20 protein-coding genes, 1 other RNA gene and 1 riboswitch are annotated in these 27000 nt (G+C 60.9%); of the genes, 10 read left to right on the forward strand and 11 right to left on the reverse strand.

The genetic code is table 11. The features are described from left to right. Positions 1–43 precede the first annotated feature (43 nt). Complete coding sequence (locus FXN63_RS05930) at positions 44–1156, forward strand: PA0069 family radical SAM protein (protein ID WP_148813639.1); 1113 nt, start codon at positions 44–46, stop codon at positions 1154–1156. A gap of 117 nt (positions 1157–1273) precedes the next feature. Further along, complete coding sequence (locus tag FXN63_RS05935; RefSeq protein ID WP_148813641.1) at positions 1274–1579, forward strand: hypothetical protein; 306 nt, start codon at positions 1274–1276, stop codon at positions 1577–1579. A gap of 135 nt (positions 1580–1714) precedes the next feature. On the opposite strand, the gene FXN63_RS05940 is transcribed toward FXN63_RS05935, so the two are convergent. The 7 genes from FXN63_RS05940 to mntP all read right to left on the reverse strand — a co-directional run bounded on the left by FXN63_RS05940 (position 1715) and on the right by mntP (position 11394). Beyond that, positions 1715–2077, reverse strand: coding sequence for a DMT family transporter (locus tag FXN63_RS05940; RefSeq protein WP_148813643.1), 363 nt, complete (start codon positions 2075–2077; stop codon positions 1715–1717). After that, the gene (locus FXN63_RS05945) at positions 2070–3011 is read right to left on the reverse strand and encodes a glycosyltransferase family 2 protein (protein ID WP_187395121.1); all 942 of its coding nucleotides are present in this window, start codon (positions 3009–3011) and stop codon (positions 2070–2072) included. The genes FXN63_RS05940 and FXN63_RS05945 overlap by 8 nt, the downstream gene beginning before the upstream one ends. Before the next feature lie 63 nt (positions 3012–3074). Next, on the reverse strand, positions 3075–5108 hold the full coding sequence (locus FXN63_RS05950) for a DUF6311 domain-containing protein (RefSeq protein WP_148813647.1): 2034 nt from the start codon (positions 5106–5108) through the stop codon (positions 3075–3077). Between the two features lie 256 nt (positions 5109–5364). Further along, positions 5365–7836 carry a sensor domain-containing protein gene (locus tag FXN63_RS05955; RefSeq protein ID WP_246165046.1) on the reverse strand — a complete coding sequence of 824 codons (2472 nt, stop codon included), beginning with the start codon at positions 7834–7836 and terminating at the stop codon, positions 5365–5367. A gap of 297 nt (positions 7837–8133) precedes the next feature. Continuing rightward, positions 8134–9957 (reverse strand): glycoside hydrolase family 15 protein, encoded by a 1824-nt coding sequence (locus tag FXN63_RS05960; protein WP_148813651.1) that lies wholly within the window; start codon positions 9955–9957, stop codon positions 8134–8136. Then, the gene (locus FXN63_RS05965; protein ID WP_148813653.1) at positions 9950–10747 is read right to left on the reverse strand and encodes an SDR family oxidoreductase; all 798 of its coding nucleotides are present in this window, start codon (positions 10745–10747) and stop codon (positions 9950–9952) included. Before FXN63_RS05965 ends, FXN63_RS05960 begins: the two co-directional genes overlap by 8 nt. Positions 10748–10824: 77 nt before the next feature. Continuing rightward, complete coding sequence (gene mntP / locus FXN63_RS05970; RefSeq protein WP_148813655.1) at positions 10825–11394, reverse strand: manganese efflux pump MntP; 570 nt, start codon at positions 11392–11394, stop codon at positions 10825–10827. After that, positions 11392–11566: riboswitch (yybP-ykoY riboswitch) on the reverse strand. Its footprint overlaps the gene before it by 3 nt. Before the next feature lie 331 nt (positions 11567–11897). On the opposite strand from mntP, the gene FXN63_RS05975 reads away from it, so the two are divergent. Both FXN63_RS05975 and mqo read left to right on the forward strand, forming a co-directional pair. Then, complete coding sequence (locus FXN63_RS05975) at positions 11898–13691, forward strand: ABC transporter ATP-binding protein/permease (protein ID WP_148813657.1); 1794 nt, start codon at positions 11898–11900, stop codon at positions 13689–13691. A 159-nt stretch (positions 13692–13850) separates the two neighbouring features. Continuing rightward, the gene (gene mqo, locus FXN63_RS05980; RefSeq protein ID WP_148813659.1) at positions 13851–15491 is read left to right on the forward strand and encodes a malate dehydrogenase (quinone); all 1641 of its coding nucleotides are present in this window, start codon (positions 13851–13853) and stop codon (positions 15489–15491) included. Positions 15492–15722: 231 nt separating this feature from the next. Here the strand turns inward: mqo and ssrA are convergent. The 4 genes from ssrA to ompA form a co-directional block, all read right to left on the reverse strand. Continuing rightward, positions 15723–16141: a transfer-messenger RNA gene (ssrA, locus tag FXN63_RS05985) on the reverse strand. Between the two features lie 16 nt (positions 16142–16157). Further along, complete coding sequence (gene gph / locus FXN63_RS05990; RefSeq protein ID WP_148813661.1) at positions 16158–16820, reverse strand: phosphoglycolate phosphatase; 663 nt, start codon at positions 16818–16820, stop codon at positions 16158–16160. Further along, entirely contained in the window at positions 16817–17551 is a 735-nt protein-coding gene (gene ubiG, locus FXN63_RS05995; protein ID WP_148813663.1) for a bifunctional 2-polyprenyl-6-hydroxyphenol methylase/3-demethylubiquinol 3-O-methyltransferase UbiG, read from the reverse strand. The genes gph and ubiG overlap by 4 nt, the downstream gene beginning before the upstream one ends. Before the next feature lie 126 nt (positions 17552–17677). Next, positions 17678–18322: an outer membrane protein OmpA gene (gene ompA / locus FXN63_RS06000; RefSeq protein WP_148813665.1), complete on the reverse strand. Its 645-nt coding sequence runs from the start codon at positions 18320–18322 to the stop codon at positions 17678–17680. A gap of 661 nt (positions 18323–18983) precedes the next feature. On the opposite strand from ompA, the gene gyrA reads away from it, so the two are divergent. The 6 genes from gyrA to cmk all read left to right on the forward strand — a co-directional run bounded on the left by gyrA (position 18984) and on the right by cmk (position 27000). Then, entirely contained in the window at positions 18984–21668 is a 2685-nt protein-coding gene (gyrA, locus tag FXN63_RS06005; RefSeq protein ID WP_148813667.1) for a DNA gyrase subunit A, read from the forward strand. 120 nt (positions 21669–21788) lie between these two features. Next, positions 21789–22919, forward strand: coding sequence for a 3-phosphoserine/phosphohydroxythreonine transaminase (gene serC / locus FXN63_RS06010; protein ID WP_148813668.1), 1131 nt, complete (start codon positions 21789–21791; stop codon positions 22917–22919). Beyond that, positions 22912–23991, forward strand: a complete 1080-nt coding sequence (gene pheA / locus FXN63_RS06015) for a prephenate dehydratase (RefSeq protein ID WP_148813670.1) — start codon at positions 22912–22914, stop codon at positions 23989–23991. Before serC ends, pheA begins: the two co-directional genes overlap by 8 nt. A 49-nt stretch (positions 23992–24040) precedes the next feature. Further along, positions 24041–24955, forward strand: a complete 915-nt coding sequence (locus tag FXN63_RS06020) for a prephenate dehydrogenase (protein ID WP_148813672.1) — start codon at positions 24041–24043, stop codon at positions 24953–24955. Between the two features lie 3 nt (positions 24956–24958). Then, positions 24959–26326: a 3-phosphoshikimate 1-carboxyvinyltransferase gene (gene aroA, locus FXN63_RS06025; RefSeq protein ID WP_148813674.1), complete on the forward strand. Its 1368-nt coding sequence runs from the start codon at positions 24959–24961 to the stop codon at positions 26324–26326. Then, entirely contained in the window at positions 26323–27000 is a 678-nt protein-coding gene (gene cmk, locus FXN63_RS06030) for a (d)CMP kinase (protein ID WP_148813676.1), read from the forward strand. Before aroA ends, cmk begins: the two co-directional genes overlap by 4 nt.

The raw sequence follows: 27000 nt of genomic DNA on the forward strand, positions 1-27000 counted from the left end.
TATTCGGAATACTGTTTATTTATACAGTATCAGCCGAAGCACCATGAGCGACCATCCCATCCGCATCCACCCCACCGCGATCAAGGGACGCGGCACCAGCAGCCGCACCCCGAGTCGCTTCGATACCGACGCGCGTGAAGCGGTGGACGATGGCTGGACGGGTGTCGATGCTCCTGTCGATGGCGACGACCCTTTCGACAACCCCACGCCGCCCGCCACGGAAGTGCGTTTCGAAGATGCCAAACGTGTGCTCAGCCGCAACGATTCGCCAGACATTCCCTTTGATCGCTCGATCAACCCGTATCGGGGCTGTGAGCATGGCTGCGTGTACTGCTTTGCCCGCCCCACGCACAGCTACCTGGGCCTGTCGCCGGGGTTGGATTTCGAAACCATCATCATTGCCAAGCGCAATGTGGCGGCAGCCTTGCGGGCTGAAATGGCCCACCGCGACTACGCCCCCGGCCAGCTGGCCATCGGCACCGCCACCGACTGTTATCAACCGGTCGAACGTGAACTGCGGCTGACGCGCTCGGTCATCGAGGTGCTGAAAAAAGCGCGTCACCCTTTTGCGCTGGTCACCAAATCAAGCGCGGTGGAACGCGATCTGGATCTGATCGCGCCCATGGCCGCCGACCGACTGGCGGCGGTCTACCTGACCATCACCACGCTGGACCCGAAGCTGTCGCGCATTCTTGAACCACGTGCAGCATCGCCCGCGCGCCGGCTGGAAACCATCCGCCGACTGGTGGCAGCCGGGGTGCCGGTGGGGGTAAGCCTTGCGCCCCAGATTCCCTTTGTGAATGAGGACATGGAACAGGTCATGGCTGCCGCCTTCGATGCCGGGGCACGAAGCGCGTTCTATACCGTCTTGCGGTTGCCCTGGGAACTGACGGACGTGTTCCGCGAATGGCTGGAGGTGCACTACCCGCAGCGGGCCGGTCGTATCATCTCGCGCATTCAGGACATGCGCGGCGGCAAGGACTATGACAGTGACTTCGCCACCCGGATGACAGGCGAGGGCATCTGGGCTGACCTGATCCGTCAGCGCTTCATCAAGGCTGCCGGACGCCTGGGCTTCAACCGCGAGCGGATCACGCTGGATTTTTCGCAGTTCCGCCCGCCATCGCGTGACGTGCGACAGGCCAGCTTGTTCTGATTGCAAATGCGCCGGTCGGTCGTGGCTTGGGCATAATGGTTACTTGTCAGGCTTGCCACCCCGTTTGCCTATCCCGTTTGCTTACCCCATTGCGCCACCCTAGCCCGGAGTTTCGCCATGTCACGCCCCCCGCTCGCCGCCCCGTTGGCCGCTGCCCTGGTTGCCCTGGCCTTGCTGGGCGGCTGTAAGGCACCCCTGAGCCTTGCCGAACCCACCCCGGTCCACGGCCGCGTGGTTGATCGCCGCGCCTTCGACGCCTTCATCGCCACCCAGCCCGGCCCATTCGAATTCCGCCGCCTGTACCCCGACGTGACCCTGGTATTGCCGCAAGACATGGCCACGCAGGAAGTGCGCAGCGACAACAGCCGCTTTTTCGCGCGCCTGAACGCGGACGGGAAAATCGTCAGCGGCGAGTTCCGCTGAGGCAAGCGTGCGCATGACCTTGCGCGTCTTTGCGTTGTCGTCCCTGCCGATCAGTTAAGCCACCGGAGCTGCTTCGCCATGCTCAGCGTGTTTATCAACTGCAGCATGGCGGGGAGAAGCAAGACATCGACAGGCTCAACGGTAGGTCAGCACCACGATGCCGGCCAGGATCAGCACGATACCGCCAATCTTGCGCACATCCATGCTTTCGCCCAGCACCAGCCAGCTTGCCATCACGATGCAGATGAAGGTCAGGCCGGCCATCAATGGCGAAGCCACTGACAAGGCGTTGTTGGCGAACACACGAATGGTCAGCAGGAAGCTCAGGCCATAAAGCGCCACAGACGCCAGCAGCCACGGCGACAGCCAGGCCATCCAGCGGCTGACGGATTCGGCGGCGTCTGCGCCGCTCATGCCGGCGCGGCCGGCAAATTTCATGGCGACTTGCGCCGAGGCGTTGCACAGCACCGCCAGCAAGGCGATCAGGGGATCATTCACGCGGTTCTTTCCTTGCCGGCTTCACCAGATATACCGGTCGTGCCTTGATTTCGTCGTACAGGCGCGCGACGTAATGGCCGATCACGCCCAGGCTGAGCATGATCGCACCTCCCATGATGATGATCAGCAGGTTTACCGTGGTGAAACCTTCCACGCCCACGCCACGAAGTTTCTGTACCAGGCTGATCACGCCAACCACCAGCCCCAGCGCAAGCGTGCCTGCGCCCACCCAGGAAATGCAGCGAAGCGGCATGCTGGAAAAACTGGTCAGGTTGTCGATGGCATAACGCGCCAGCTTGAGCTTGCTCCACGAGGTCTGTCCACCGGCGCGTTCGGCCACGGTAAACGGCAGTTGGGCAGAAGGGTAGTTCGCCCAGTTGATGATGCCGCGGAAGAAATGGCGGCGCTCCGGCAGGGCCAGGTAGGCGTCGACCACCAGCCGGTCCAGCAGCTTGAAGTCCGAATGACCGCGCAGGTTCAGGTTTGCAAAGCGCTGGAACAGGCCGTAGAACGCCTTTGCGGCCAGCCCTTGCGCAAACGATTCCTTGCCCCGGGACGCCTTGACCGCATCAACCACGTAAACACCATTGCGCCACAGGGCCAGCATTTGCGGGATCAGGGCCGGGGGGTGTTGCAGGTCGCTGTCGATCACGATCACGGCGTCGCCCCGGGCTTCACGCAGACCGGCCAGCACGGCCGCTTCCTTGCCGAAGTTGCGGGTAAACGAGATCGGCCGGATGCGTGGGTCTGCGAGCGCGGCAAATTCCAGCTGCTCTGCGCTGGCATCGGCCGAGCCGTCGTCGACCGCAACGAGTTCCAGGTCGTACCAGTCTTCCGCGCCAGCGGCGTCGAGAATGACGGTCAGGTTGGCAGCAATGGAAGACGCTTCGTTGTAAACCGGTACAACGAGGCTGACGAGAGGCTTGGAAGTCATAGGATCACGGGAAGAAACACCACCGTCTGGGTGCGAAGTGATGTGCGAAGTGATTAAAGGCATTTAGTCTGGCTCGATGTCGAGGCCGATCAACTGCATGCGGTCGGCACCCAGCAGGCGCGTGCGGATTTCCCAGCGCCCGGCGTGTCCGCGCGGGACGGTGATGATACCGTCGATCGTCGCTGCTTCGCTGGCCGTGCCCGGCATTGCTCCGGATGCCTGTTCTGTCGTGACATTCTGCGCGTCCGTGTATTGGATATCCCAGCGTGCCTGTTCCACTTCGCGGGGCGCGTCACCCCGGTACTGGATGCGGAAACGGTAGCGTCCGGGCAGCAAGGTCGTATAGGGGCCGTAGCTCAAGATACCCTCTTGGGACGCCACCATTGATGTCCCCTCGGGTTTGCCGACCAAGGACGGCAGTTCGGCACCATTCCAGTGGTTCATCAAGGTCATGGTCGGCGCAACCGCCTTCATATCCAGCGGGCCTGACCAATCGGCGGGTTTGCCCGCCGACCGGCACACCAGCATTTCTCCATTGATACCGCACTGGCCGGCCTTGATCGCCTGACGGAACCCTGCGGTGATGCTCAATGGCTTGTCGAGTTTGGCGGCTGCCATGACATACAGCGTGTCATCCGCAAAGGGCTTGGTAAAACGGTCCTGGTTAAGCGCGCAATCTGGCGTGGACCTGGCGATGTGGCCGGTATCCAGTGTGACGTTGTAGTGCGTGCCCACCCGCTGTAAGAAGCTGTAGATGGCCTCGCTGGTGTCATCGCAACCGTAGGCGGGATAGATGTTGATGTGCTTGATATCCCGCATGGCGGTTTGCCAAGGTTGCAGGTCACCACGGCTGGGGGCCTTCGCCAGCTGACGCACGCCCCATCGATGCGGGAACACGTCGTACCACTGCAGCGGCATGGCCACCAGCAGCAGCGGCAATACCCAGGCAGCGGGTTTGCGCAGCAGGCTGGCCAGCGCCATGAACAGCAGGGCGTATCCCACCGGCCAGAAGAAACGCCCGCTTGCACGGAAGGTGTTCACCAGCTTTTCAAGGAAACCCGGTACCTCGTAGGACAGCAGCACGTCGTGCTGCCACACGATGCGATTCGATACCGCGTACAAGGTGAACAGGATCATGCCGATCGTCAGCACCGGATATTGGCGCAGCAGTCGACCCACGTCGCGCAGGCGGGTCAGCAGCGCGGCGGCGATCAGCAGCAGTACGCCCGCGCCCAGGTAATTGAAGCCTTCCCCCTGGGGATTGCCCGGCGTCATCGTGCCGCAGGGGAAGACGTCTCCGCTGCAGAAGGGGGCCTGCAGATTCATCGAGAAGGTGCCAAACCCGTCAGTGGTCGACGATTGCCCCAGATAACCCAGGGTCCAGGCAATGGCCATCACGATGACCAGTGACAGCGGCACCAGGATCAGCGGCATGCGCCACCGCTCGCGCCCGCGAACGTTTATCCCGGCTTCGACCAGATACATCAGCAGCAGGGAATAGCTCATGGCGAACAGGTAGGGATGGATCAGCAGCGCCACCAAGGCAATGCCAACCATGCCCAGCGCGGCAGACATCGGACGCCACAGCCCTTCGCGGCCGCTGACATAACAACCCAGGCTCGCCAGGATGATGCTGTGCGTCATCAAGGATGTGTGCGGCATGCGCCAGACCAGTGCCGGCCATATCAGGGTCATGAAGACCGCGACAATCAGGCCCGGGGCATGGCGCACACCCAGTGCACGCAGCAGGAAGGTGGCGGCAAGCGCCTGCGTGACGTAGACCAGCGCGTGCCACAAACCGAAATAGTGGAAGCCGGCCGGCAACCAGGCAACGAAGGGCTTGAACAGCAGGGCGGCCAGCGGAATGCTGTCGGTGAACGCAATGTTCACTCCTGCCGGATAATTCAGCCGAGTCGTGTGCAGCAGCGGGAAATGCCAGGTGTCCTGCGCAAAATAACGCCAGCCCGTGACGTGCTGCGATGGGTCGCTGGTCTCGAAGAACGCGCCGTGGCCAAGCAGGAACGACACGGGATACAGCTCAAAAAACAGCGCAATGCCCAGCATTGCGGCCAACGCATAGGCGTAGGCCGGTGGCATGTCTGTCCAAGCTGAATATTTGCTGAATGTTCTTGATGTATTGGGTGCGTGCAAGCTCATGAACCGTGGCGTGACTGTTGGGCCCGGATCAACAGGCCGGCCGCGAGTGTAGAACTTTTCACGCCGCAAGCGGCTGCTAGAGTCGGTCTGCGACTGATGCTTACTTGATGCAACATCAAGGCGGGTGCGCCAGACGCGAACGCGGATGTCTGAAAGGCTTCGGCAGGCTTGTTGAAGACGGTATCAACCCGCTTCATCAATCCAATGACATCAACCAGCTCTCCAGCGCATCGGCCGGCATCGGTCGCGAGAACAGATATCCCTGTGCCGCCCGGTATCCCATTTCGAGCAGCACGGCTCGCTGGGCTTCGGTTTCCACCCCTTCGGCCACCACCGTGAGGTTCAGGCTTTCACCGATGCGCAGCACCGCGTTGCTCAAGGCCCGGCTGGTATGGTCGTATTCCAGATCACGCACGAAACTCTTGTCCAGCTTGAGTTCGTTCAAGGGCAGGCGGCGCAAATAGCTCAGACTGGAATAGCCGATGCCGAAATCGTCCATCGACAGACGTACCCCTTGCGCATGCAAGGCATGCAGGGTGGTCAGCGTGCTGGGATTGGCATCCATCAGCACGTCCTCAGTAATCTCCAGCGTCAGGCTGCCGGGGATCAGCGAATGGCGTTGCAGGATATCCGCAATCATTCGCGGCAATTCCAGATCGTGGAAATTGGTCGGCGACAGGTTGACCGACACCCCGGGCACCGGCACACCACGTTCTTTCCAATCCCCCAGTTGGCGGCAGGCTTCATTGACCGCCCAGCGACCCAGCTCGGTGATCAGCCCACATTCCTGCGCGACCGCGACAAAACGCGTCGGCGGAATATGACCCAGGGTAGGGTGGTGCCAGCGTGCCAAGGCTTCCAGGCCATACACACGCCGGTCATTCAAGTCGACCTGGGGCTGGTAATGCAGCCGCAGGTCGCCGGCGGGCAAGGCCTTGCGCAGCGCACTTTCAAGCGCCAGCTTTTCCTGCGCGGCAAGATTCATCTCTTCGCGGAAGAAGCTGAAGGTGCCCCGACTCTTGGTCTTGGCCTGATACATGGCCATGTCGGCGCGCCGCAGCAGCGTTTCCATGTCCTGCCCGTCATTGGGCAGCAGGCTGATGCCGATGCTGGCGCTGGGCGTGACGGTCACGTCGGCCAGCAGGAACGGATTCGCCAGCGCCGCCTGAATGCGTTCGGCCACGTCGGTGGCCTGCACGGCATCGCATTCCGGCAGCACCACCACAAATTCGTCACCCGACAGGCGACCGACCACGTCTGCATTGCGAATCTGTTCGCGAATGCGCTGCGCCACCGTGCACAGCAAGGTGTCGCCAGCCGGATGGCCGAGCGTGTCGTTGATCTGTTTGAAGCGGTCCAGATCGATGAACAGCACGGCCAGCGATTCCTGGTGGCGCAGCGCACTGGCAATCGCCTGTTCGGCCTGGACATGCAGCAGGCTGCGGTTGGGCAGCGCCGTCAGCGGATCGTAGAACACCAGTTGGCGGATCTGGCTTTGCGCCACTTCGCGTTCCAGGGCCAGCGCGCACAGGTGCTGGCAAACGGCCACCAGTCGACGGTGAAACTCGTCGGGCAGCGCCAGTTCACGGAAGTAGAACGCAAAGATGCCGACCACGCGTCCTTCCTTGGACCGGATCGGCGTCGACCAGCACGCTTTCAGGCTCAGCATGTCGATCAGGTCACGGTGCGCGATCCAGCGCTCATCGGCAAGCAGGTCCACCACACTCTCGGTGGATGACGCTTCACCACACCATGCTGCCGCGTTGATCCCTGCCTGGTCGATCCGGTGGGCCAGCTCATCGGGCAGGCTGGGGGCCGCCAGCGTGGCAAGTTTGCCCGCTTCATCGACTTTCAGCACCGAGGCGATGACCTCGGGCGCAATCCGCTCCACCTCGCGGCACAGCAGGTTCATCACGTCGGCCAAGGGGCCTTCCTGAACCATGGCTTCCAGCACCCGTCGCTGGATAACTTCGTGCATTTTTGCGTCGGTGATGTCGGTCAGCACACTGACGGTGTGCTGCAACTCGCCCTGGTCGTTGCGCAAGGCATTGCCGGTGATCGAGCACCAGAAGCGTTGGCCGTGCTTGCCGTAGACCAGGTCGTCCGAGCGTTGCGGGCGGCCTTCCTGCAGCGTCTGGCGCACGTTCTGCACCGTCGTCTTCGGGGTATAGGGCGTCAGCAAGGTGCTGGGAACACCACCCAGGACTTCGTCCAGTTCATAACCGAACATGCGCGTGAACGCCGCGTTGACGTAGATGATGCGCCACGCCATGTCGGTAATGATGATGGCATTGTCGGTCTGGTTGGCCACCAGCGACAGCAGATGTTCGCGTTCGCGCGCGGCCAGTTCCCGTTGCACGTGCGGCGTCACGTCGAACGCAAATTCGATCACGCGTTCAAGCGCGCCGTGTTCGTCGAATATCGGGGAATAAGTCGCCTGCAGCCACACCGTCTGGCCATTGCCCGCCACGCACTCGATCTGCTGGGATACGCGGCCGCCGCTTCGCAGCGTGCGCCACACCTCGTCATCGGCAGGCTTGTCGGCAATGCTGCGCGGCCGGAAAGCCCGGTGATGTTTACCGACGACTTCATCCAGCGAATGACCGAGGTCATCGAGAAAACATGCGTTCGCTTGCAGTACCTTGCCGTCAGGCGATATTTCGAGCACGGCAATGGCCCGACCTATCGTTTCAAGCCAACGTTGGTCTGCATCCGAGTGCAAGGACAATGACGCACCGGTTCTCATACTTATTCTGTCTGGTCCCGGTTGGCCTGTCGCGCAGTGCTGGATGGCGTGGCGATTGCGCGCGTGAGAAAGCGCGACAAAAAGCCATTTTGGAGCTGAGATAATAGGCGTTGCGAGAGAAAAATGAAATGTCCACGCTTGAGCGCATGGCAAACGTCGTGGCTTGCACAACGTCTCTCGCAATACGCCTACTCCAAACAGATGGCTGTAACACCCGTGTCACGGACGCCACATGGTTTTTGTGTCGCCACTCAATTCCCGGTCCAGATAATAGGCCGCGCTGATCAAGGCAAGATGCGTCAGTGCCTGCGGAAAGTTGCCCAGATGGCTGCCGTCGTGATCCAGTTCCTCGGCATAAAGACCCAGGTGGTTTGCATAGGCCAACACCTTGGTAAATGCCGTGCAGGCTTCATCCAGGCGGCCAGCCCTGGCCAGACATTCGACATACCAGAATGAACATGTGGTGAAGGCACCTTCCTTGCCCGGCAGGCCATCGTCCATGTTGTAGCGCAGCACCATCGCATCGTCGCTCAGCTCACGCCCGATGGCATCCAGCGTTGCCAGCCAGCGGGGATCGGTGGCCGCCACAAAACGCACCAAGGGCATCAGTAACAGTGAGGCATCGAGATCCGTCCCCTCGGTGCTTTGAACGAAATGACCTTTCTCTTCGTTCCAGAACGTTGCCCAGATGTCCTCGTGAATCTCGTTGCGCAATGCCGCCCAGCGGCCGAAAGGCGCAGGCAATGAGCGTTTCTGCGCCAGACGCAGTGCCCGGTCCACGGCAACCCAGCACATCAGGCGGGAGTGCAGGAACGCCCGCGGAGTGGCGCGAATTTCCCAGATGCCTGCATCGGGGTCACGCCAATGGCCGGCCACGTATTCCACCAACTGGCAAACCTTGGCCCAGCCGTCACGCGAAATGGCTTCACCATATTTGTTGCTCAGATAGACCGCATCCATCAGCTCGCCATATATATCCAGCTGCTTCTGATCGAAGGCGGCGTTTCCGATCAGGATCGGGCGCGATTCCCGGTAGCCCGCCAGATGGTCAAGCGACTGCTCGGCAAGCTCGGTGGAACCGTCGATGTTGTAGACCAGGTGCAGATGGCCTTCTGCATCGGTATGGGTAATGCGTTCATCCACCCAGCGCGTGAACCGATGCGCCTCGTCGTTGAAGCCCAGGCGGATGAATGCATACATGGTGAACGACGCGTCGCGAATCCAGGTGAAGCGATAGTCCCAGTTGCGCACGCCGCCCGGGGTTTCTGGCAACCCGAAGGTGGGTGCCGCCACCATTGACCCGTGATCGCGCGAGGTCAATAACTTCAGCGCCAATGCAGAGCGCATGACGGTTTCTCGCCAGCGTCCCTTGTAAGTGGATTTGGCTACCCAGTTGCGCCAGTACGTCGTGGTGTCATCCAGCGCCTGCTGGGCCTGCTGCGCAGTCAGCGGCGCAAACTGGCCGTCGTCCAGTACGAACCATGCGATCTCCCCGGCATCAAGCGAGAAGTCGGCGGATACGTCGCCACCGCTTGCCTGCAGCGCAATGTTGCTGGTCAGGCGCAGGTTCACGTCGGCTTTACCACCATCGATATTCACGCCCTGATCGCATGGGGTGACTGTGCCGACGATGCGGCCGTAATCGAAACGCGGGCGGCAAGACAGGGTGAATGCAATGCGCCCGCGTGTGGCTTCGACGCGGCGTATCAGTTGCGATCCGCCGCCGTCTTCCCCCAGGGCGGGACGCATGAAATCGACGATTTCGGCGCTGCCGTCATGAGACATCCAGCGCGTCAGCAATATATTGGTATCTGGCAGATAGATCTGCAGATTGCGCGCATCGGGCAGTTGGGGAGTAATCGAAAATTCGCCGCCTTTTTCTGCGTCCAGCAGGCGCGTGAACAGGCTGGGGCTGTCAAAGCGAGGCCAGCACATGAAGTCGATGGTGCCGTCGCGCGCCACCAGCGCAGCGGTGCTCATGTCGCCGATGATGCCGTGGTCTTCGATCTCGTGAAGGGCAGTGCAGGGAGTCCGTTCAACCATTGTCGCGGAACCCGGGGTACAGCATCATGCCGCCATCTACATATAGCGTTGCACCCACTACGTAGTCGGAACAATCCGAAGCCAGCCACACGGCGGTATTCGCAATATCTTCCACATCACCCACGCGGCCGTAGGGAATCAGTTTCAGCAGCGCCTTCTCGGCGTCGCCTTCGGTGGCGTCGCGGTTGATTGGCGTGCGGATCGCACCGGGCGAGATCGCGTTCACACGAATGCCGGATTCCGCCACTTCCTGGGCCAGTGTTTTCATCATCATCGCGACGCCACCCTTGGACGCCGCGTAATTGACATGGCCTGCCCACGGAATGGCATCGTGTACGGAGCTCATGCAGATGATCTTGCCGAGCGCGCGCGAGACGTTTCGCCGGCCTTGCTTATGGAATTGCTGGATGGCCGCCTGCGCGCACAGAAACTGGCCGGTCAGATTCACATCGAGCACCCGACGCCAGTCTTCCAGGCTCATGGTGCGTGCGGCCGCATCTTTCTGCATGCCCGAATTGGCGACCACGATGTCGATCGCGCCAAACGCGTCCAGGGTCTGTGCAAACAGGCGGGAGACCTGCTCGGGGTCGGACACGTCCGCCTTGATGGCGATAGCCTTGCCGCCGTTTTCTGTGATCTCACGAACCAGCGCCTCGGCAGCCTCGGCGTGGGAGTGATAGTTGATGGCGACGGCGGCACCGTTTGCCGCAAAGCTGCGGGCAACGGCGTGGCCGATTCCCGAGCTTGCGCCGGTAACGATGGCGACTTGATGGTCTAGACGGATTTCCATGCGGCGGCCTCCTGACTGGGTTTCCCCATTGCGATCGCCGTGATGTCGCAAGTCGCGTGCCGGTCAGATTTTTGCGTTCAGACCTCGTGCAGATGTTCCCAGAGAATCAGCGAGCCGATGACGATCAGCAAAATTCCGCCGACGATTTCGGCACGACTGCCGGCAAGCTTGCCCAGCACCCGTCCCAGCATGACGCCAAGCGTCACCATGATGGTGGTCGTACAGCCGATGGCCAGGGCCACCGGCAGGATCTCCACATCCAGAAACGCCAGTCCCACGCCAACTGCCATGGCATCGATGCTGGTTGCCAGGCCAGTGATCGCCAGCAGCCAGAAGCCGTGTCGGCTGGGCTTTTCTTCCTCGGCGTCGCTATCGGCCTGCAGGCCCGCATAAATCATGCGGATACCCAGCAGACCGAGCAGACAGAACGCAATCCAGTGATCCCAGGCCCTGACGTAAGCGGCTGCGGCCAAGCCCAATAACCAGCCGACGATGGGCGTCAGGGTTTCGATGGCACCAAAGATCAAACCGGTTCTAAGAGCTTCGCGCAGGCGAGGGCGGTGCAGCGCTGCACCTTTGCCAACGGCTGCGGCAAAGGCGTCCATCGACATGCCAAAGGCAAGCAGTGCAATGGTGGCGATATTCATGGAGTTCCAGGCCGGACGGACGTAGAGATACCTCACGCGGCCGACATGCGCGTTGACGTACCCTGGTCTCGCCAACCTGATATGGCTGCCCGCACCACGGTGCACGTGGTCACCGAGTATGTTGATACGGGCGCTTCCGGGGGATGGAAGCAGGCTACTCCCCAACAGACGGGCCGCACTGTATCACGAAGGTCTGGATGAATTTCGTGGTGTGGCGGGAATGCCGCAACGGCGATTGCTGACCGTGTGTTTTTGCGGATGCGTGACCGCACATTAACCGCTTGGGTGCTTTCAGTGCTTTCTGATGAATAGCTGAATATTAATTTCCAAACTTGGTTTGCTAACAATAAGCTGAATATGTAGATCTCGTGTTTTTGGTTTTCGTTTGTCACCTTGGCTGGTTTTAAGTATTCACTGACGGAACTTCCATTGCGCCGCAGCACTCACTGATGCATATGCGCAGATTTCCGATCTGCGCACGCTGCCCACTTTTGAAGAAGACCATGAGCGCCGATTGGAATATTCAGCTTGCTGCCAGTTTTATCTGGTTGGGAAAGGCATTTCTGATTACTTTGGTTTGTCTGGTGCCGGTGCTCTGGCTGGCCAGTCGATTCACCCGCTGGGGTAGACAATTCCGGCAACTGGCTTGGCCGTATCTGCGCCCCGGGCGCGGCTGGAAGCCACTGCTGACGATTGCGCTGATGCTATTGCTGGCCTTGTTCTCGGTCCGCATGAGTGTGCTGTTCTCGTTCTGGTACAACGGCTTCTACAGTGCATTGCAAGACCTGAACATCGGCACCTTCTGGTTCCTGCTTGGGGTATTCAGTGTGCTGGCGACCATTCACGTGGCGCTTGCGCTGCTGACCTATTACATCGGACAAGCTTTCGAGATTCGCTGGCGCAGCTGGTTGAATGATTGGCTGACGCAAGACTGGCTGGCTGGCGATGCCTATTATCGAACCCAGTTTCTTGATGTGGTGGTCGATAATCCCGATCAGCGTATCGAACGTGATATTGCCGCATTTGTGAATGGGTCCAGAACCTTGTTCTTCGGTGCGGTCAGTGCACTGGTGTCGCTGGTTGAATTCACGGAAATACTGTGGGGGCTGTCTGGCCCGCTGACAATTGCGGGTGTCGATATCCCGCGCGCCATGATTCTGATCGTATATCTGTATGTGATCATTGCCACGCTAATTGCCTTCAAACTTGGACACCCGCTGATTCGTTTGAATTTCATGAACGAAAAGCTCAGTGCAAACTTCCGCTATGCGCTGATGCGCCTGCGCGAATATGCCGAAAATGTGGCGTTCTATCAGGGTGGGGCCGTGGAAAATCGCACCTTGTGGTCAAGGTTCTCCGCGTTGATCGCCAACCTGTGGGCCTTGGTATTCCGCACCCTGAAATTCGATGGTTTCAACCTGGCCGTGACCCAGGCTGCGGTGGTGTTCCCGTTCATCGTGCAGGCGCCGCGCTTTTTCAGCGGTGCCATCAAGCTGGGTGACGTGATTCAAACCTCGCAGGCATTCGGCCAGGTGCAGGACTCGCTGTCGTTCTTTCGTACCTCTTACGATGCGTTCGCCCAGTATCGCGCCACCCTGGATCGCCTGACCGGCTTTCTGGACGCCAACACACAGGCCCGTGCGCTTCCCGCCATTGCCATCGAGACGCGCGCAAACACCTTGGATGTTGCAGGATTGCGGGTGCAGCGCCCCGACGGCAAGGTATTGCTGGACGGGCTGACCTTTGCAATGCAACCGGGCCAGACCTTGCTGATCAAAGGGCCGTCCGGTAGCGGCAAAACCACCTTGCTGCGTGCACTGGCAGGCCTGTGGCCACACGCCGAAGGGCAGGTACGGCGACCGACTGGCACCCAGGCACTATTCCTGTCGCAGCGGCCCTATCTGCCATTGGGGAGTCTGCGCGACGCGCTTGCGTACCCGGCAACGGCAAGCGCGGCGGACGATTCGCGCATCAACACCGTGCTTCATCAAGTCAGCCTGGGTCATCTGTCGGCCCGCCTGGACGACGTGACTGACTGGTCCCGCATCTTGTCGATCGGCGAGCAGCAGCGCCTGGCCTTTGCGCGCGTCCTGTTCAATCGACCACAACTGGCGTTTCTGGACGAAGCCACCTCGGCCACCGACGAGGGGCTTGAACACGCGCTGTATTCGCTGCTGCGCACCGAATTGCCGGATTGCATGCTGGTCAGCATTGGCCATCGCAGCACGCTGGATGCGTTTCACGCGGTTTGTCTGCAACTCGACGGGCAGGGCGCGTGGCATCTGAATCCAAGCTGAAGCTTCGAAATTAGCGTAAATACTTAATGGTTAACCCGGGTTACTATGCGGTCTCAGCGTCGGTGTTGTGCCCGACTCCTGACCTGTCGAGCTTGTTGCCGCGTTAGACGCCGCGTGATGAGGGGGAGCAGGTCGCCCTTTTAGCATTTGGATTGCGTAATGTTGTTGAAGAAAACAAGCAAGGTCCTGCTTGGCCTGGCGATGTCGTTCGTCGTGCTTCAGGCACAGGCGGCCGACCCCAAGAAAGTGGATGTGTTGTTGATTGGCGGCGGCATCATGAGTTCGACGCTGGCCGTGTGGCTCAGCGAACTCGAGCCCGGCTGGTCGATGGAAATGGTCGAACGCCTGGACGGCGTGGCCAAGGAAAGTTCGAACGGTTGGAACAATGCCGGCACCGGCCACTCGGCATTGGCCGAACTGAACTACACCCCGATGGGCAAGGACGGCAAGGTCGATATCTCGAAGGCCATCGAAATCAACGAGGCGTTCCAGATCTCGCGCCAGTTCTGGTCGTGGCAAGTCAAAAACAACGTGTTGAAGAACCCGCGCTCGTTCATCAACTCCACGCCGCACATGAGCTTCGTGTGGGGTGCCGACAACATTTCCTTCCTGAAGAAGCGTTACGACGCGCTCCAGGCAAGCCCGCTGTTCCGCGGCATGGAATTCTCGGAAGACCACGAGCAGATCAAGAAGTGGGTTCCGCTGATGATGGAAGGCCGTGATCCGTCGCAGAAGCTTGCGGTCACCTGGTCGCCGATCGGCACCGACGTGAACTTCGGCGAGATCACCCGCCAGTTCGCCACCCATCTGCAAACGCTGCCGAACTTCAATCTGAAGCTGTCGAGCGAGGTGAAAGACATCTCGCGCAACAAGGATGGCACCTGGCGCGTCGAATATGAAAACCTGAAAGACGGCACGGTAACGGAGACGGACGCCAAGTTCGTCTTCGTCGGTGCGGGCGGCGGTGCGCTGAAGCTGCTGCAGGAATCCGGCATTCCCGAAGCGAAGGAATACGGTGCATTCCCGGTCGGTGGCTCCTTCCTCGTGACCGAAAACCCGACGATCGCCATGCAGCACATGGCTAAGGCTTACGGCATTGCTTCGGTCGGCGCACCCCCGATGTCCGTGCCCCACCTGGACACGCGTGTGCTCGACGGCAAGCGCGTGATCCTGTTCGGACCCTTCGCGACTTTCTCGACCAAGTTCCTGAAAGAAGGCTCGTACCTCGATCTGCTCAGCAGCACGACCTTCCACAATGTCTGGCCCATGACCAAGGTCGGTATCGAGCAATACCCGCTGGTCGAATACTTGGCCGGCCAGCTGATGCTGTCGGATGACGACCGCTTCGCCGCCCTGAAAGAGTACTTCCCGCATGCCAAGAAAGAAGAATGGCGTCTGTGGCAGGCCGGTCAGCGCGTGCAGATCATCAAGCGCGACGAAGAGAAGGGCGGTGTGCTGAAGCTCGGTACCGAAGTCGTGGTGTCGCAGGACAAGAGCATTGCCGGCTTGCTGGGTGCTTCGCCGGGCGCATCGACGGCCGCGCCGATCATGCTGAGCGTGCTGGAGAAAGTCTTCAAGGACAAGGTGGCGACGCCTGCCTGGCAAGAGAAGATCCGCCAGATCGTGCCCAGCTACAGCACCAAGCTGAACGATTCGCCCGAGCGCGTTCAGAAAGAGTGGAACTACACGGCAGAAGTGCTGCAATTGACCCCGCCGCCGGTGATCGACCTGACCGTGTCGCCGCAAGCCGCGCCGACCGTGCCGGCCGTGCGTACCCCGGCTCAGGATATGGCGCTGTAAGGCACTTGCTGGATTGAGCCAGGCATCTGCGTAGTACGCTGAAGCCCGTACCGAGTAATCCGGTGCGGGCTTTTTAATGTGCTGGGATTTTGCTTGATGCGCAGTGCTGCTGGATGGCCGATCAGCCTGAGCATCGATACGGGTGAGCTTGAATATGCAGTCCGACAGCCAAAGAAAAAGGGCGGCTCGTGTTCGAGTCGCCCTTTTCATTTTTGCTATCTCTTGCGATTCTGGTGGAGCCGGGGGGAATTGAACCCCCGTCCGCAAGCCCTCAACAGGCAGTTCTACATGTGTAGTCGATTTATTTTAATTTAACCCTGCACTTAGCCAACCGACAGGCCGGTGCAAAGCGATTCACGTAGTTTAAACGTACACCGTGTGACCCCAGTGGACGCCGATTCCTTGTGAATGTCACTGCTGCGGTTCAAGATGACACCCGTCGAGGTTAGTCTTCGAATGAAATCCTTAGAAGAGTTGCCCCTTCTCCGCCTGGTCCAAGGACAAACCAGTGCAGCGGCTCACCGCTTAAGCGGCGAGAGCGAAACGCTCGTCGTTGGCGTTTATTTGCGTTTCCAGTGGTTTTACGAGCGTACTGGTGCTCGACATGCCCTGCGCTGAATCTTGACTCACGTCGAATCCGGATCGGCCCCAGACGTTCAGTTTACGCTATTTGGCGTTCGCGCGCAGGCTCTGCAAAGCAGGCCAGATCTGATGTGCACTGGCCACCGTCGCGTCTGCCTTCCATTCATCCACCGGCTCGCCATCTCCGATGTAGCCGTAGGACACGGCAACCGTCGGCATGCCGGCGGCGCGTCCTGCCTGGATGTCACGCAGGTCGTCGCCGACGTAGATGCAATCTTCGGGTGCGACCCCTGCCGTGCGGGCAGCGTGCAACAAGGGTTCGGGGTGGGGTTTGCTGTGTGCCGTGGTGTCACCGCATACCAGCACGGTGCACTGGGGATTCAGGCCCAGGTACTCCACCAGCGGCGCGGCCAGCAGGGTCATCTTGTTGGTGACGATGCCCCAGCGCAGACCGGCGTCGGTGATCTGTTCCAACAGGGCGGGCACACCGTCGAACAGCGTGGTGTGCACCGTCATTGCTGCTTCGTAGTCGGACAGGAACTTGATGCGCGCCGCCGGGTATTCCGGGTGCTCGGGTGTCATGTCCAAGGCAACGCGCAGCAGTCCGCGTGCACCTTGCGAGGCCATTGGACGCAATTGTTCGTAGGGCAGAGGGGGCAGCCCGCGATCGGTGCGCTGCTTGTTGGCAGCAGCGGCCAGGTCGGGGGCTGTATCCGCCAGCGTGCCATCGAAGTCGAACAGGATCATTTGGCCACTCGCTCGGTTGCCATCAGGTAATTCACGCTGGTGTCGCCGCTCAGTTTGTAGACGTCACTGAAGGGGTTGTATTCCAAGCCCTTGATGGCGGTGATCTCCAGCCCGACCTGGCGCGCCGCACCGCCAAGCTCGCTGGGTTTCAGGAATTTGGCGTAGCTGTGTGTGCCACGCGGCAGCAGATTAAGTACGTATTCCGCACCGACGATCGCAAACGCAAAGGACTTCAGGTTGCGATTCAGTGTCGAGAAAAACACCTTTCCACCGGGACGAACAAGCCGTGCGCACGATTCGATGATGGAAGCCGGGTCGGGCACGTGTTCCAGCATTTCCATGCAGACCACGATGTCGTAGGTTTCTGGTTCAGCTTGCGCGAGTGCTTCTGCAGCGATGTGGCGGTAATCGACCTTGATGCCGCTTTCCAGGCTGTGAAGCCGCGCAACCTTCAGGGATTTTTCCGCCAGGTCGATGCCGGTGACGGTGGCGCCGCGCGCTGCCATGCTTTCCGCAAGAATGCCGCCGCCGCAGCCGATATCCAGGATGCGTTTACCGGAAAGACCGCCAGCCAGGCCTTCGATCCAATCCAGTCGCAGCGGATTGATGGCGTGCAGGGGTTTGAATTCGCTGTTGGGGTCCCACCAGCGAGCCGCGAGCGCGCTGAACTTGGCCAGTTCGGCTTCGTCGGCGTTTTGGTGTTGGGTAGTGGATGTCGCGGTGGCGTTCATGGTCAGCCCCGATCTGGAAAGAATGTCTGCAATCCAGTATTTTGCCCAAAAAAAATGGGGGAGGCCGAAGCCTCCCCCATTTCTTCATCGCATTTTCAGGACCGCGTGGGGTCCTGAGTCATCGATTTAGCGGCCGCGAGTGCCAACCACTTCGATTTCAACGCGACGGTTCTTAGCACGACCTGCTGCGCTACGGTTGTCAGCGATAGGCTGCTTTTCGCCCTTGCCTTCAGTGTAGACGCGGTTCGATTCAATGCCCTTGCTCACCAGATAGGCCTTGACGGCTTCAGCACGGCGAACCGACAGACGCTGGTTGTATGCGTCCGTACCGATCGAGTCGGTGTGACCGACGGCGATGACGACTTCCAGGTTGATGCTGCGAACCTTGGAGGCCAGATCGTCCAGCTTGACCTTGGCTTCGGGCTTCAGAACCGACTTGTCGAAGTCGAAGAATGCGTCAGCGGCGTAGGTCACCTTCTCGCTGACCGGCACCGGAGCGACCGGGCGGGCAGGTGCGGGAGCCGGAGCCGGTGCGGGTGCCGGAGCAACTGCGACCGGAGCCGGGGCACCACATTCCACACCAGCGGCGGTAGCCGGGGTCCAGAAGGCATTGCGCCAGCAGTGTTCGTTGGTACCGTTCTTCCAGGTCAGCCCGTACGGGTTTTGCCAGTTGTCGATAGTCTTGGTAGCTTGGGCAGCAGCAACGCCAGAGGCCGTAATGGCAGCGAAGGCGAGGGCCAGAGAGATCCCAACTTTGGAGCGATTGTTCATGGTTCTCCTCTTGAATCCTAGATGAAACTCGCAGCGAACCCCCGCCGCAACTTTTAGTCTGAACGTGGCCCAAAGTATAGCATCGGGACCTCGTTCTAAAAGAGTGTGCCCCCGGGGAGTTCACTTGAGAAAGGGCATTGATATTCTGCGCCGCCACCCGCAAAGCGGGAATACACCGAAGGATTCCAAATGCTTCAGCCTCCCAAAATAGGTGGCTTGCATGTGGCTTTTGCGCAACGTTGTGGCCAGTTTGGGCGTCCGAACCCGGTTTCGCCGTGTGCTGGCACCTTCCAGCGGACCGGTTCCCTTTGCGGGTTATTGGTTCGGCCCATGAGCGGCATCCAGCAATGGATGTGCCTGAACGACTCTCGGTGATCAGCATACCTGCCGACGAGGTCGCTGGCGAGTATCTATGTGCAGCAGATGGATGGCAAGGCGGCTTGGCTGTGGTTCGCAAGGCGTGGGTGGTAAACTGGATAGCTTGGCCCGCGTTGTCACTTTGCCACTGTTTGGATGCCCTTTGGTTCACGATGAACCTTTTGGTGCGTCGGCAGGCAAGCTGACGGAACGAGGCCGGAAGGCCTTCAGCGCATATCAAGACCGTCAGGGCTTGAATGTCTGGGCTTGAGACGACCCTTTTTCATTCTTGCGATACGTGCCCATGGATTCCTTTGCCAAGGAAACAATACCGATCTCTCTAGAAGAGGAGATGCGTCGAAGCTATCTCGATTACGCCATGAGCGTGATCGTGGGCCGCGCGCTTCCCGATGTGAGAGATGGATTGAAGCCGGTTCACCGTCGTGTGCTGTTTGCGATGCACGAGCTGAACAACGACTGGAACCGCGCCTATAAGAAGTCCGCGCGTATCGTCGGGGACGTAATCGGTAAATATCACCCGCACGGCGATCAGTCGGTCTACGACACGATCGTTCGTATGGCGCAGCCGTTCTCGCTGCGTTACCTGCTGGTCGATGGCCAGGGTAACTTCGGCTCGGTCGACGGCGACGGTGCCGCAGCAATGCGCTACACCGAAGTGCGTCTGTCCAAGCTCGCGCACGAGCTGCTGGCCGACATCGATCAGGAAACGGTCGACTTCGGGCCCAACTACGACGGCAGCGAGCAGGAACCGCTGTTGCTGCCTTCGCGTCTGCCGAATCTGCTCGTCAATGGCAGTTCCGGCATTGCCGTGGGCATGGCCACCAACATTCCGCCGCACAATCTGGCGGAAGTGGTCGATGGCTGCCTGTTTGCGCTGCGCAACCCGGGTTGCACGGTCGATGAGCTGATTGAAATCATTCCAGCGCCCGACTTCCCCACCGGCGGCATCATCTACGGCATTTCCGGCGTGCGTGAAGGCTACCGCACTGGTCGTGGCCGGGTGGTCATGCGTGCGAAGACCCACTTCGAAGACATGGAGAAGGGCCGCCAGCAGATCATCGTCGACGAAATTCCGTACCAGGTGAACAAGCGCACGCTGCTCGAGCGCATTGCCGAACTGGTCAACGAGAAGAAAGTCGAGGGCATTTCCGACATTCGCGATGAGTCCGACAAGGACGGCATGCGCGTCGTGATCGAGTTGAAGCGGGGCGAAGTGCCGGAAGTCGTGCTCAACAATCTGTACAAGAACACGCAGCTGCAAGACACCTTCGGGATGAATCTGGTGGCGCTGGTCGAAGGCCAGCCGCGCCTGCTCAACCTGAAGCAGATGGTCGAGTACTTCCTGTCGCATCGCCGCGAAGTGGTCACGCGTCGCACGGTGTTCCAGCTGCGCAAGGCGCGCGAGCGCGGTCACGTGCTGGAAGGCCTGGCGGTTGCGCTGGCCAATATCGATGACTTCATCGCGATCATCAAGGCTGCGCCCACGCCGCCGATCGCGCGTCAGGACTTGATGGCCAAGACCTGGGACTCGGAGCTGGTGCGCGAGATGTTGACGCGTGCGCAAGGCGAGACCCAAGGCGGCTTGGCTGCCTATCGTCCGGAAACCCTGGGCGTGGAATTCGGCATGCAGGCCGACGGCCTGTATCGCCTGAGCGAGACGCAGGCTCAGGAAATCCTGAACATGCGCCTGCAGCGCCTGACGGGTCTTGAGCAAGACAAGATCGTCAACGAGTACAAGGAAGTGATGGCCACCATCGCCGACTTGCTCGACATCCTGGCGCGCCCCGAGCGCGTCACGATCATCATTGGCGAAGAGCTGACCGCCATCAAGGCTGAATTCTCGACCAATGCGAAAGACGTTCGCCGTTCGCACATCGAGAACAACGCCTACGAGCTGGATACCGAAGACCTGATCACCCCGACCGACATGGTGGTGACCTTGTCGCACACGGGCTACATCAAGAGCCAGCCGCTGTCGGAGTACCGCGCGCAGCGTCGTGGCGGTCGTGGCAAGCAAGCCACTGCCATGAAGGACGACGACTGGATCGACCAGTTGTTCATCGCGAACACCCACGAACACATCCTGTGCTTCAGCGACCGTGGTCGCGTGTACTGGTTGAAGGTCTGGGAAGTGCCGCAGGGCACGCGCAATTCGCGTGGCCGTCCGATCGTGAACATGTTCCCGCTGATCGAAGGCGAGAAAATCACCGTCGTGCTGCCGGTCAAAGCATTCAGCGAAGACCACTACGTGTTCATGTCGACCGCCAAGGGCACAGTCAAGAAGACGCCGTTGTCGGACTTCTCGAACCCGCGCAAGGCCGGCATCATCGCGGTTGACCTCGATGAGGGCGACTACCTGATCGGTGCGTCGCTGACCGACGGCAAGCATGACGTGATGTTGTTCTCGGACAGCGGCAAGGCTGTGCGTTTCGACGAAAACGACGTGCGTCCGATGGGCCGTACGGCACGCGGCGTGCGCGGCATGGCGCTGGAAGAAGGCCAGTCGGTGATTTCGATGCTGGTCGCTGCCGATGAAACCCTGAGTGTGCTGACCGCCACCCAGAACGGCTACGGCAAGCGTACGCCGATCACGGAATACACCCGCCACGGCCGTGGCACCAAGGGCATGATCGCCATCCAGACCTCCGAGCGTAATGGCAAGGTGGTGGGCGCTGTGCTGGTCACGCCGTCCGACGAGATCATGCTGATCACGACGGCTGCTGTGCTGGTGCGTACCCGTGTCAGCGAGATCCGCGAAATGGGTCGTGCGACCCAGGGCGTGACGCTGATCAGCGTGGATGACGGCAGCCGCCTGTCGGGCATTCAGCGTGTGGCGGAATCGGATACCGATGAGCTTGACGAGGCAGGCACCGAGACTGGTGCAGCAGCGTCGGACGCCCCGACTTCCGAGAACACTGGCGCAGACAAAGACGCTGCTGCCGACACCACGCCGGATACGGACGCCTGACAGGAACTGCCAGCGCGAACTACCAACGCGCAAGACGCTACGCCGACCACCGGTCTCTGCCACATGGTTTGTCGCAGAGACCGGTCGAAACAACCAGATTTCGATACTCAGCTGACCACGATGACCCGTCCTTTCAATTTCTCCGCCGGTCCGGCGGTGTTGCCTGATACCGTGCTGGCGCAGGCTGCCTCCGAGATGCTCGACTGGCATGGCTCTGGCATGTCGGTGATGGAAATGAGCCATCGCGGCAAGCATTTCACCCAGATCTGCGACGAAGCCGAAGCCGATCTGCGCGAGTTGATGAAGGTGCCGGCCGATTACGCCGTGCTGTTCATGCAAGGTGGCGGGCTGGCTGAAAACGCCATCGTGCCGATGAACCTGATCGCGACCAAGCCTTCGCAAGAGGCCGATTTCCTGATCACCGGTTCGTGGTCCAGCAAGTCCTTCAAGGAAGCGCAGCGTTACGGTGATATCAAGGTTGCGGCCACCAGTGCAGACGCTGCGCGCATTGGCGATCGTGACCAGGCTGCGTTCACCTATGTGCCGGATGCATCGACCTGGAAAGTTCGCCCCGATGCGAGCTATCTGCATCTGTGCAGCAACGAAACCATCGATGGCGTGGAGTTCCTGGACTGGCCCGATCTGGCTGCGCTGGGTGCGCCTGATGTGCCGCTGGTCGTGGATGCGTCTTCGCATATTCTGTCGCGCCCCATCGACATCAATCGTGTGGGCGTGCTGTTTGGCGGTGCGCAGAAAAACATCGGCCCGGCCGGTCTGACCATCGTGATCGCGCGCCGTGACCTGCTGGGCAAGGCCTTGCCGGTTTGCCCGTCTGCGTTCGACTACAGCATCGTCGACAAGAACGACTCGCGCTACAACACGCCGCCGACGTATTCGATCTACATCGCCGGCTTGGTGTTCAAGTGGCTGAAGGCCCAGGGTGGCGTCGAGGGCATCGAGGCGGCCAATCGTGCCAAGGCCGACCTGCTTTACGGTTACCTGGATGCCAGCGCCTTCTATCGCAACGCCGTGCACCCGGCTGTGCGCTCGCGCATGAACGTGCCGTTCTATCTGAACAACGATGCGCTGAACGCAGATTTCCTGAAAGGCGCGGACGAAGCTGGTCTGCTGCAGTTGAAGGGCCACAAGAGCGTGGGCGGCATGCGCGCCTCGATCTATAACGCCATGCCGCTGGCGGGCGTACAGGCCCTGGTCGATTATCTCAAGCACTTCGAGCAACGCCATGGATGAAGCACTTCTGAAGCAGCTGCAGCCGCTGCGTGAACGCATCGACGCCATCGACGTCGAGATTCTTGGCTTGCTGAACGAGCGTGCACGCACCGCGCAGCATGTTGGCGAGATCAAGAAAGATGTGAATGGCCCGGTGCTGCGTCCCGAACGCGAAGCGCAGGTGATTCGTCGTCTGCAGCAGCACAACCCTGGTCCCTTGCCCGCGCTGGCGGTGTCGGCGATCTGGACCGAAGTGATGTCGGCCTGCCGCTGCCTGGAAAAGCAGGGCTCGGTCGCCTACCTGGGGCCGCAAGGCACGTTCTCGGAACACGCTGCGTTCTCGCACTTTGGTCAGTCGGTGCAAGGCATTCCTTGCGCGTCGATTGACGAGGTGTTCCGTGCGGTCGAGGCCGGTCGTGCCGACTTCGGCATGGTCCCTGCCGAGAATTCCACGGAAGGTGCGGTCAGCCGCACGCTTGACCTGTTGCTGACCACCTCGGTACGCATCATTGGCGAGCGTGCCATGCCCATTCGCCATCATCTGCTGACGTCCAGCGGCACGCTTGACGGCGTGACCAGTGTGCGTGCGCATCCGCAGGCATTGGCTCAGTGCCAGGACTGGCTGACGCAGAATCACCCGCACCTGGCGCGTGAATCGGTTGCCAGCAACGCCGAGGCCGCGCGCCAGGCGTCGATCGACCCGACCATTGCTGCGATTGCCGGTGAGCCGGCCGCGCTGATGTGGCAACTGCAATCGGTGGCTGCCGACATTCAGGACGACCCGCACAACCGCACGCGTTTCTACGCGATCGGTCGTCTGGAAACCTGGCCGTCGGGTTCGGACAAGACCAGCATGATTCTGGCGGTGCCGAATCGTGCGGGCGCGGTCTATCAGATGCTGGCGCCGCTGGCTGAAAACGGCGTGTCGATGACCCGCTTCGAGTCGCGTCCGGCACGCACTGCCGAATGGGAGTATTTCTTCTACGTGGACATCGAAGGGCACCAGTTGGCACCGCAGGTGGCAAGCGCGCTGGCTGCGCTGAAATCGCAGGCGGCATTCTTCAAGGTGCTTGGCTCGTACCCGGCCGCATGATTGCACGCTGCGGGTTCAGCACCATCAGCAAGTCGACGCTCGGCCAGGGATGCACGCCATGAAGACCACGTCCTCCCAGCCGCTGATCCCTGTTCTCGCCGTGGTTGGCGTGGGACTGATCGGCGGCTCGTTCATTTCTGCGCTGCGTCATGCAGGGCAGGTCGGTCATGTGATTGGCGTCGGTCGCAACGCACAGACCCTGGCGCGCGCACAAGCGCTTGGTTTGATCGATGAGGCTGCGTCGCCGGAAGATGCTGCTGCACGCGCCGACCTGATCTTGCTGGCGACCCCGGTGGGGGCGTTGCCGGCCGTGTTTGCGGCGATTGCCCCGCATCTGCGCCCGGGTACCGTGGTCACGGATGCGGGCAGCACCAAACAGGACGTCATTGCCGCCGCATACAAGGGGCTTGGCGCACGCATCGACCAGTTCGTGCCCGCACACCCCATTGCCGGCAGCGACCGCCAAGGCCCTGAAGCGGCCGATGCCGCGCTGTACCGTGGTCGCACCGTGATCCTGGCACCGCTGGCCGAGAGCCGCCCGGCAGACGTCGAGCTGGTGCGCAGTGTCTGGCGTCATTGCGGGGCCGCGGTGGTGCAACTCACGGCTGAAACGCACGACGCCGTTTTTGCGTCGGTCAGCCACCTTCCTCACTTGCTGGCCTTTGCCTATATGAATCAGGTGGCTGCCGCGCCGGACGCGGCCACGCGCCTGGCCTTGGCCGGCAGCGGTTTCCGCGATTTCACTCGCATCGCAGGCAGTTCGCCTGAAATGTGGCGCGATATTTTCATTTCCAATCGACCCGCCTTGCTGGCCGAGTTGGAGCAGGTGCAGGCGATGCTGGACACGTATCGCGATGCCTTGTTGACGGATGACGTGGCGCGGCTGGAAGGTCTGCTCGGCAATGCTTCCGACACCCGCCGCACCTGGCTTCCCGTTGCTCCCACCGATTTCCTGGATCTTTGATCGATGAGTCTGTCTACGTCTTCTGCCCGTCCTGCCTTCCTTGATCTGCAACCGGTGCGCCGTGCGCGTGGTGAGATCGTGCTGCCGGGCTCCAAGAGCATTTCCAATCGTGTGCTGCTGCTGGCGGCGCTGGCGGCCGGGTCCACGACCGTGCACGGTCTGCTCGATTCGGACGACACCCGCGTGATGCTCGATGGCCTGCGCAAGCTGGGTGTGCAGGTCAAGGCAGGTGATGCTGCCGACGAATATGTGGTCACCGGCGTGCCGCGTTTTCCTGGCGAGAAGGCAGACATCTTCCTGGGTAATGCCGGCACCGCGTTTCGTCCGCTGACCGCCGCGTTGGCGCTGATGGGCGGCGACTACCAATTGCATGGCGTACCGCGCATGCACGAGCGTCCGATCGGTGATCTGGTCGACGCCTTGCGTGGTCTGGGCGCGAATGTGACCTATCAGGGCAACGAAGGTTATCCGCCGCTGGCGATCGGCCAAGGCAAGCTGGACCTGAGCAAACCCGTGCGGGTGAAGGGCAATGTGTCCAGCCAGTTTCTGACGGCCTTGCTGCTGGCCGCCCCGCTTGCGACCGCATCGACGGGCAGCGACTTCCATCTGGAAGTGGACGGCGAACTGATCTCCAAGCCCTACGTCGACATGACCATCAAGCTGATGGCGCGTTTCGGCGTGACCGTCAGCCGCGACGGCTGGCAGCGCTTCAGCGTGCCGGCCAATGCACGTTATGTGTCGCCGGGTGAAATCTGGGTGGAAGGCGATGCCTCGTCGGCGTCCTACTTCCTGGCGCTGGGCGCGATCGGTGGTGGTCCGGTGCGTGTGCGCGGCGTGGGCCGCGACAGCATTCAGGGTGACGTGTCCTTTGCCGACACATTGGCCGAACTGGGCGTGCAGGTCTTGCAGGGCGACGACTGGATCGAGACTTGCGGCGTGAGTGTGGCAAACGGCGAAAAGCTGCGTGCCTTCGACACCGACTTCAATCTGATTCCCGATGCCGCCATGACGGCTGCCGTGCTGGCCTTGTACGCCGATGGCCCGTGCCGTCTGCGCAACATCGGCAGCTGGCGCGTGAAGGAAACCGACCGCATCCACGCCATGCACACCGAATTGGTGAAGCTCGGCGCAACCGTGGAAAGCGGCCCTGACTGGCTGACGGTGACACCGCCCGCCGCTGATGCCTGGCGCACGGCCGAGATCGGCACCTGGGACGACCATCGCATGGCCATGTGCTTCTCGCTGGCCAGCTTCGGCGGCGTGCCGCTGCGCATTCTCGATCCCGATTGCGTCAGCAAGACTTTCCCGACTTACTTCGAGGTCTTCGGCGGCTTGGTCGCCGGAGCCGATACTGCCAAGGCACCGACTTGAAACCCTCCGCCATCCCCGTCATCACCATTGATGGCCCGACCGCATCCGGCAAGGGTACGGTTGCCTGCCGTGTCGCCGCCGTCCTGGGCTGGCATGTGCTCGACAGCGGCGCGCTGTATCGCCTGACCGCTCTCACGTGCATCAAGCGTGGCATCGGCATCCATCAGGTGGGGCAGATTGCCGATGCCGCTGCCTACCTGGACGTGGTGTTCAAGGGTGACGAGATCCTGATGCACGGTCAGGATGTGACTGCGGCGATCCGCCAGGAAGCCGTGGGCGAGTTCGCGTCGCGGGTGGCTGCGCTCGAACCGGTGCGCGCCGCCTTGCTCGCCCGTCAGCGAGAATTCCGTCAGGCCCCAGGCTTGGTGGCCGACGGACGGGACATGGGCACGGTAGTGTTTCCCGATGCCCACCTGAAGGTTTTCCTGATCGCCAGCGCCCGCGCGCGGGCCGAAAGGCGCTATAAGCAGTTGATCGAAAAGGGTTTTTCCGCTAATATCGATGAGATATCGCGGGACTTGGAGGCGCGCGATGCACGAGATTCGCAGCGCCTTCACGCTCCGTTGACCCCCGCGCAAGATGCGCTGCGGCTGGACTCGTCGGCACTCGACGTCGATCAGACCGTGAATCAGGTTCTCGACTGGTACAAAGATCGAACTCAAGCGGTGCAGTAA

It is taken from the genome of Pigmentiphaga aceris, from assembly GCF_008119665.1.
GTDB lineage: Bacteria > Pseudomonadota > Gammaproteobacteria > Burkholderiales > Burkholderiaceae_B > Pigmentiphaga > Pigmentiphaga aceris.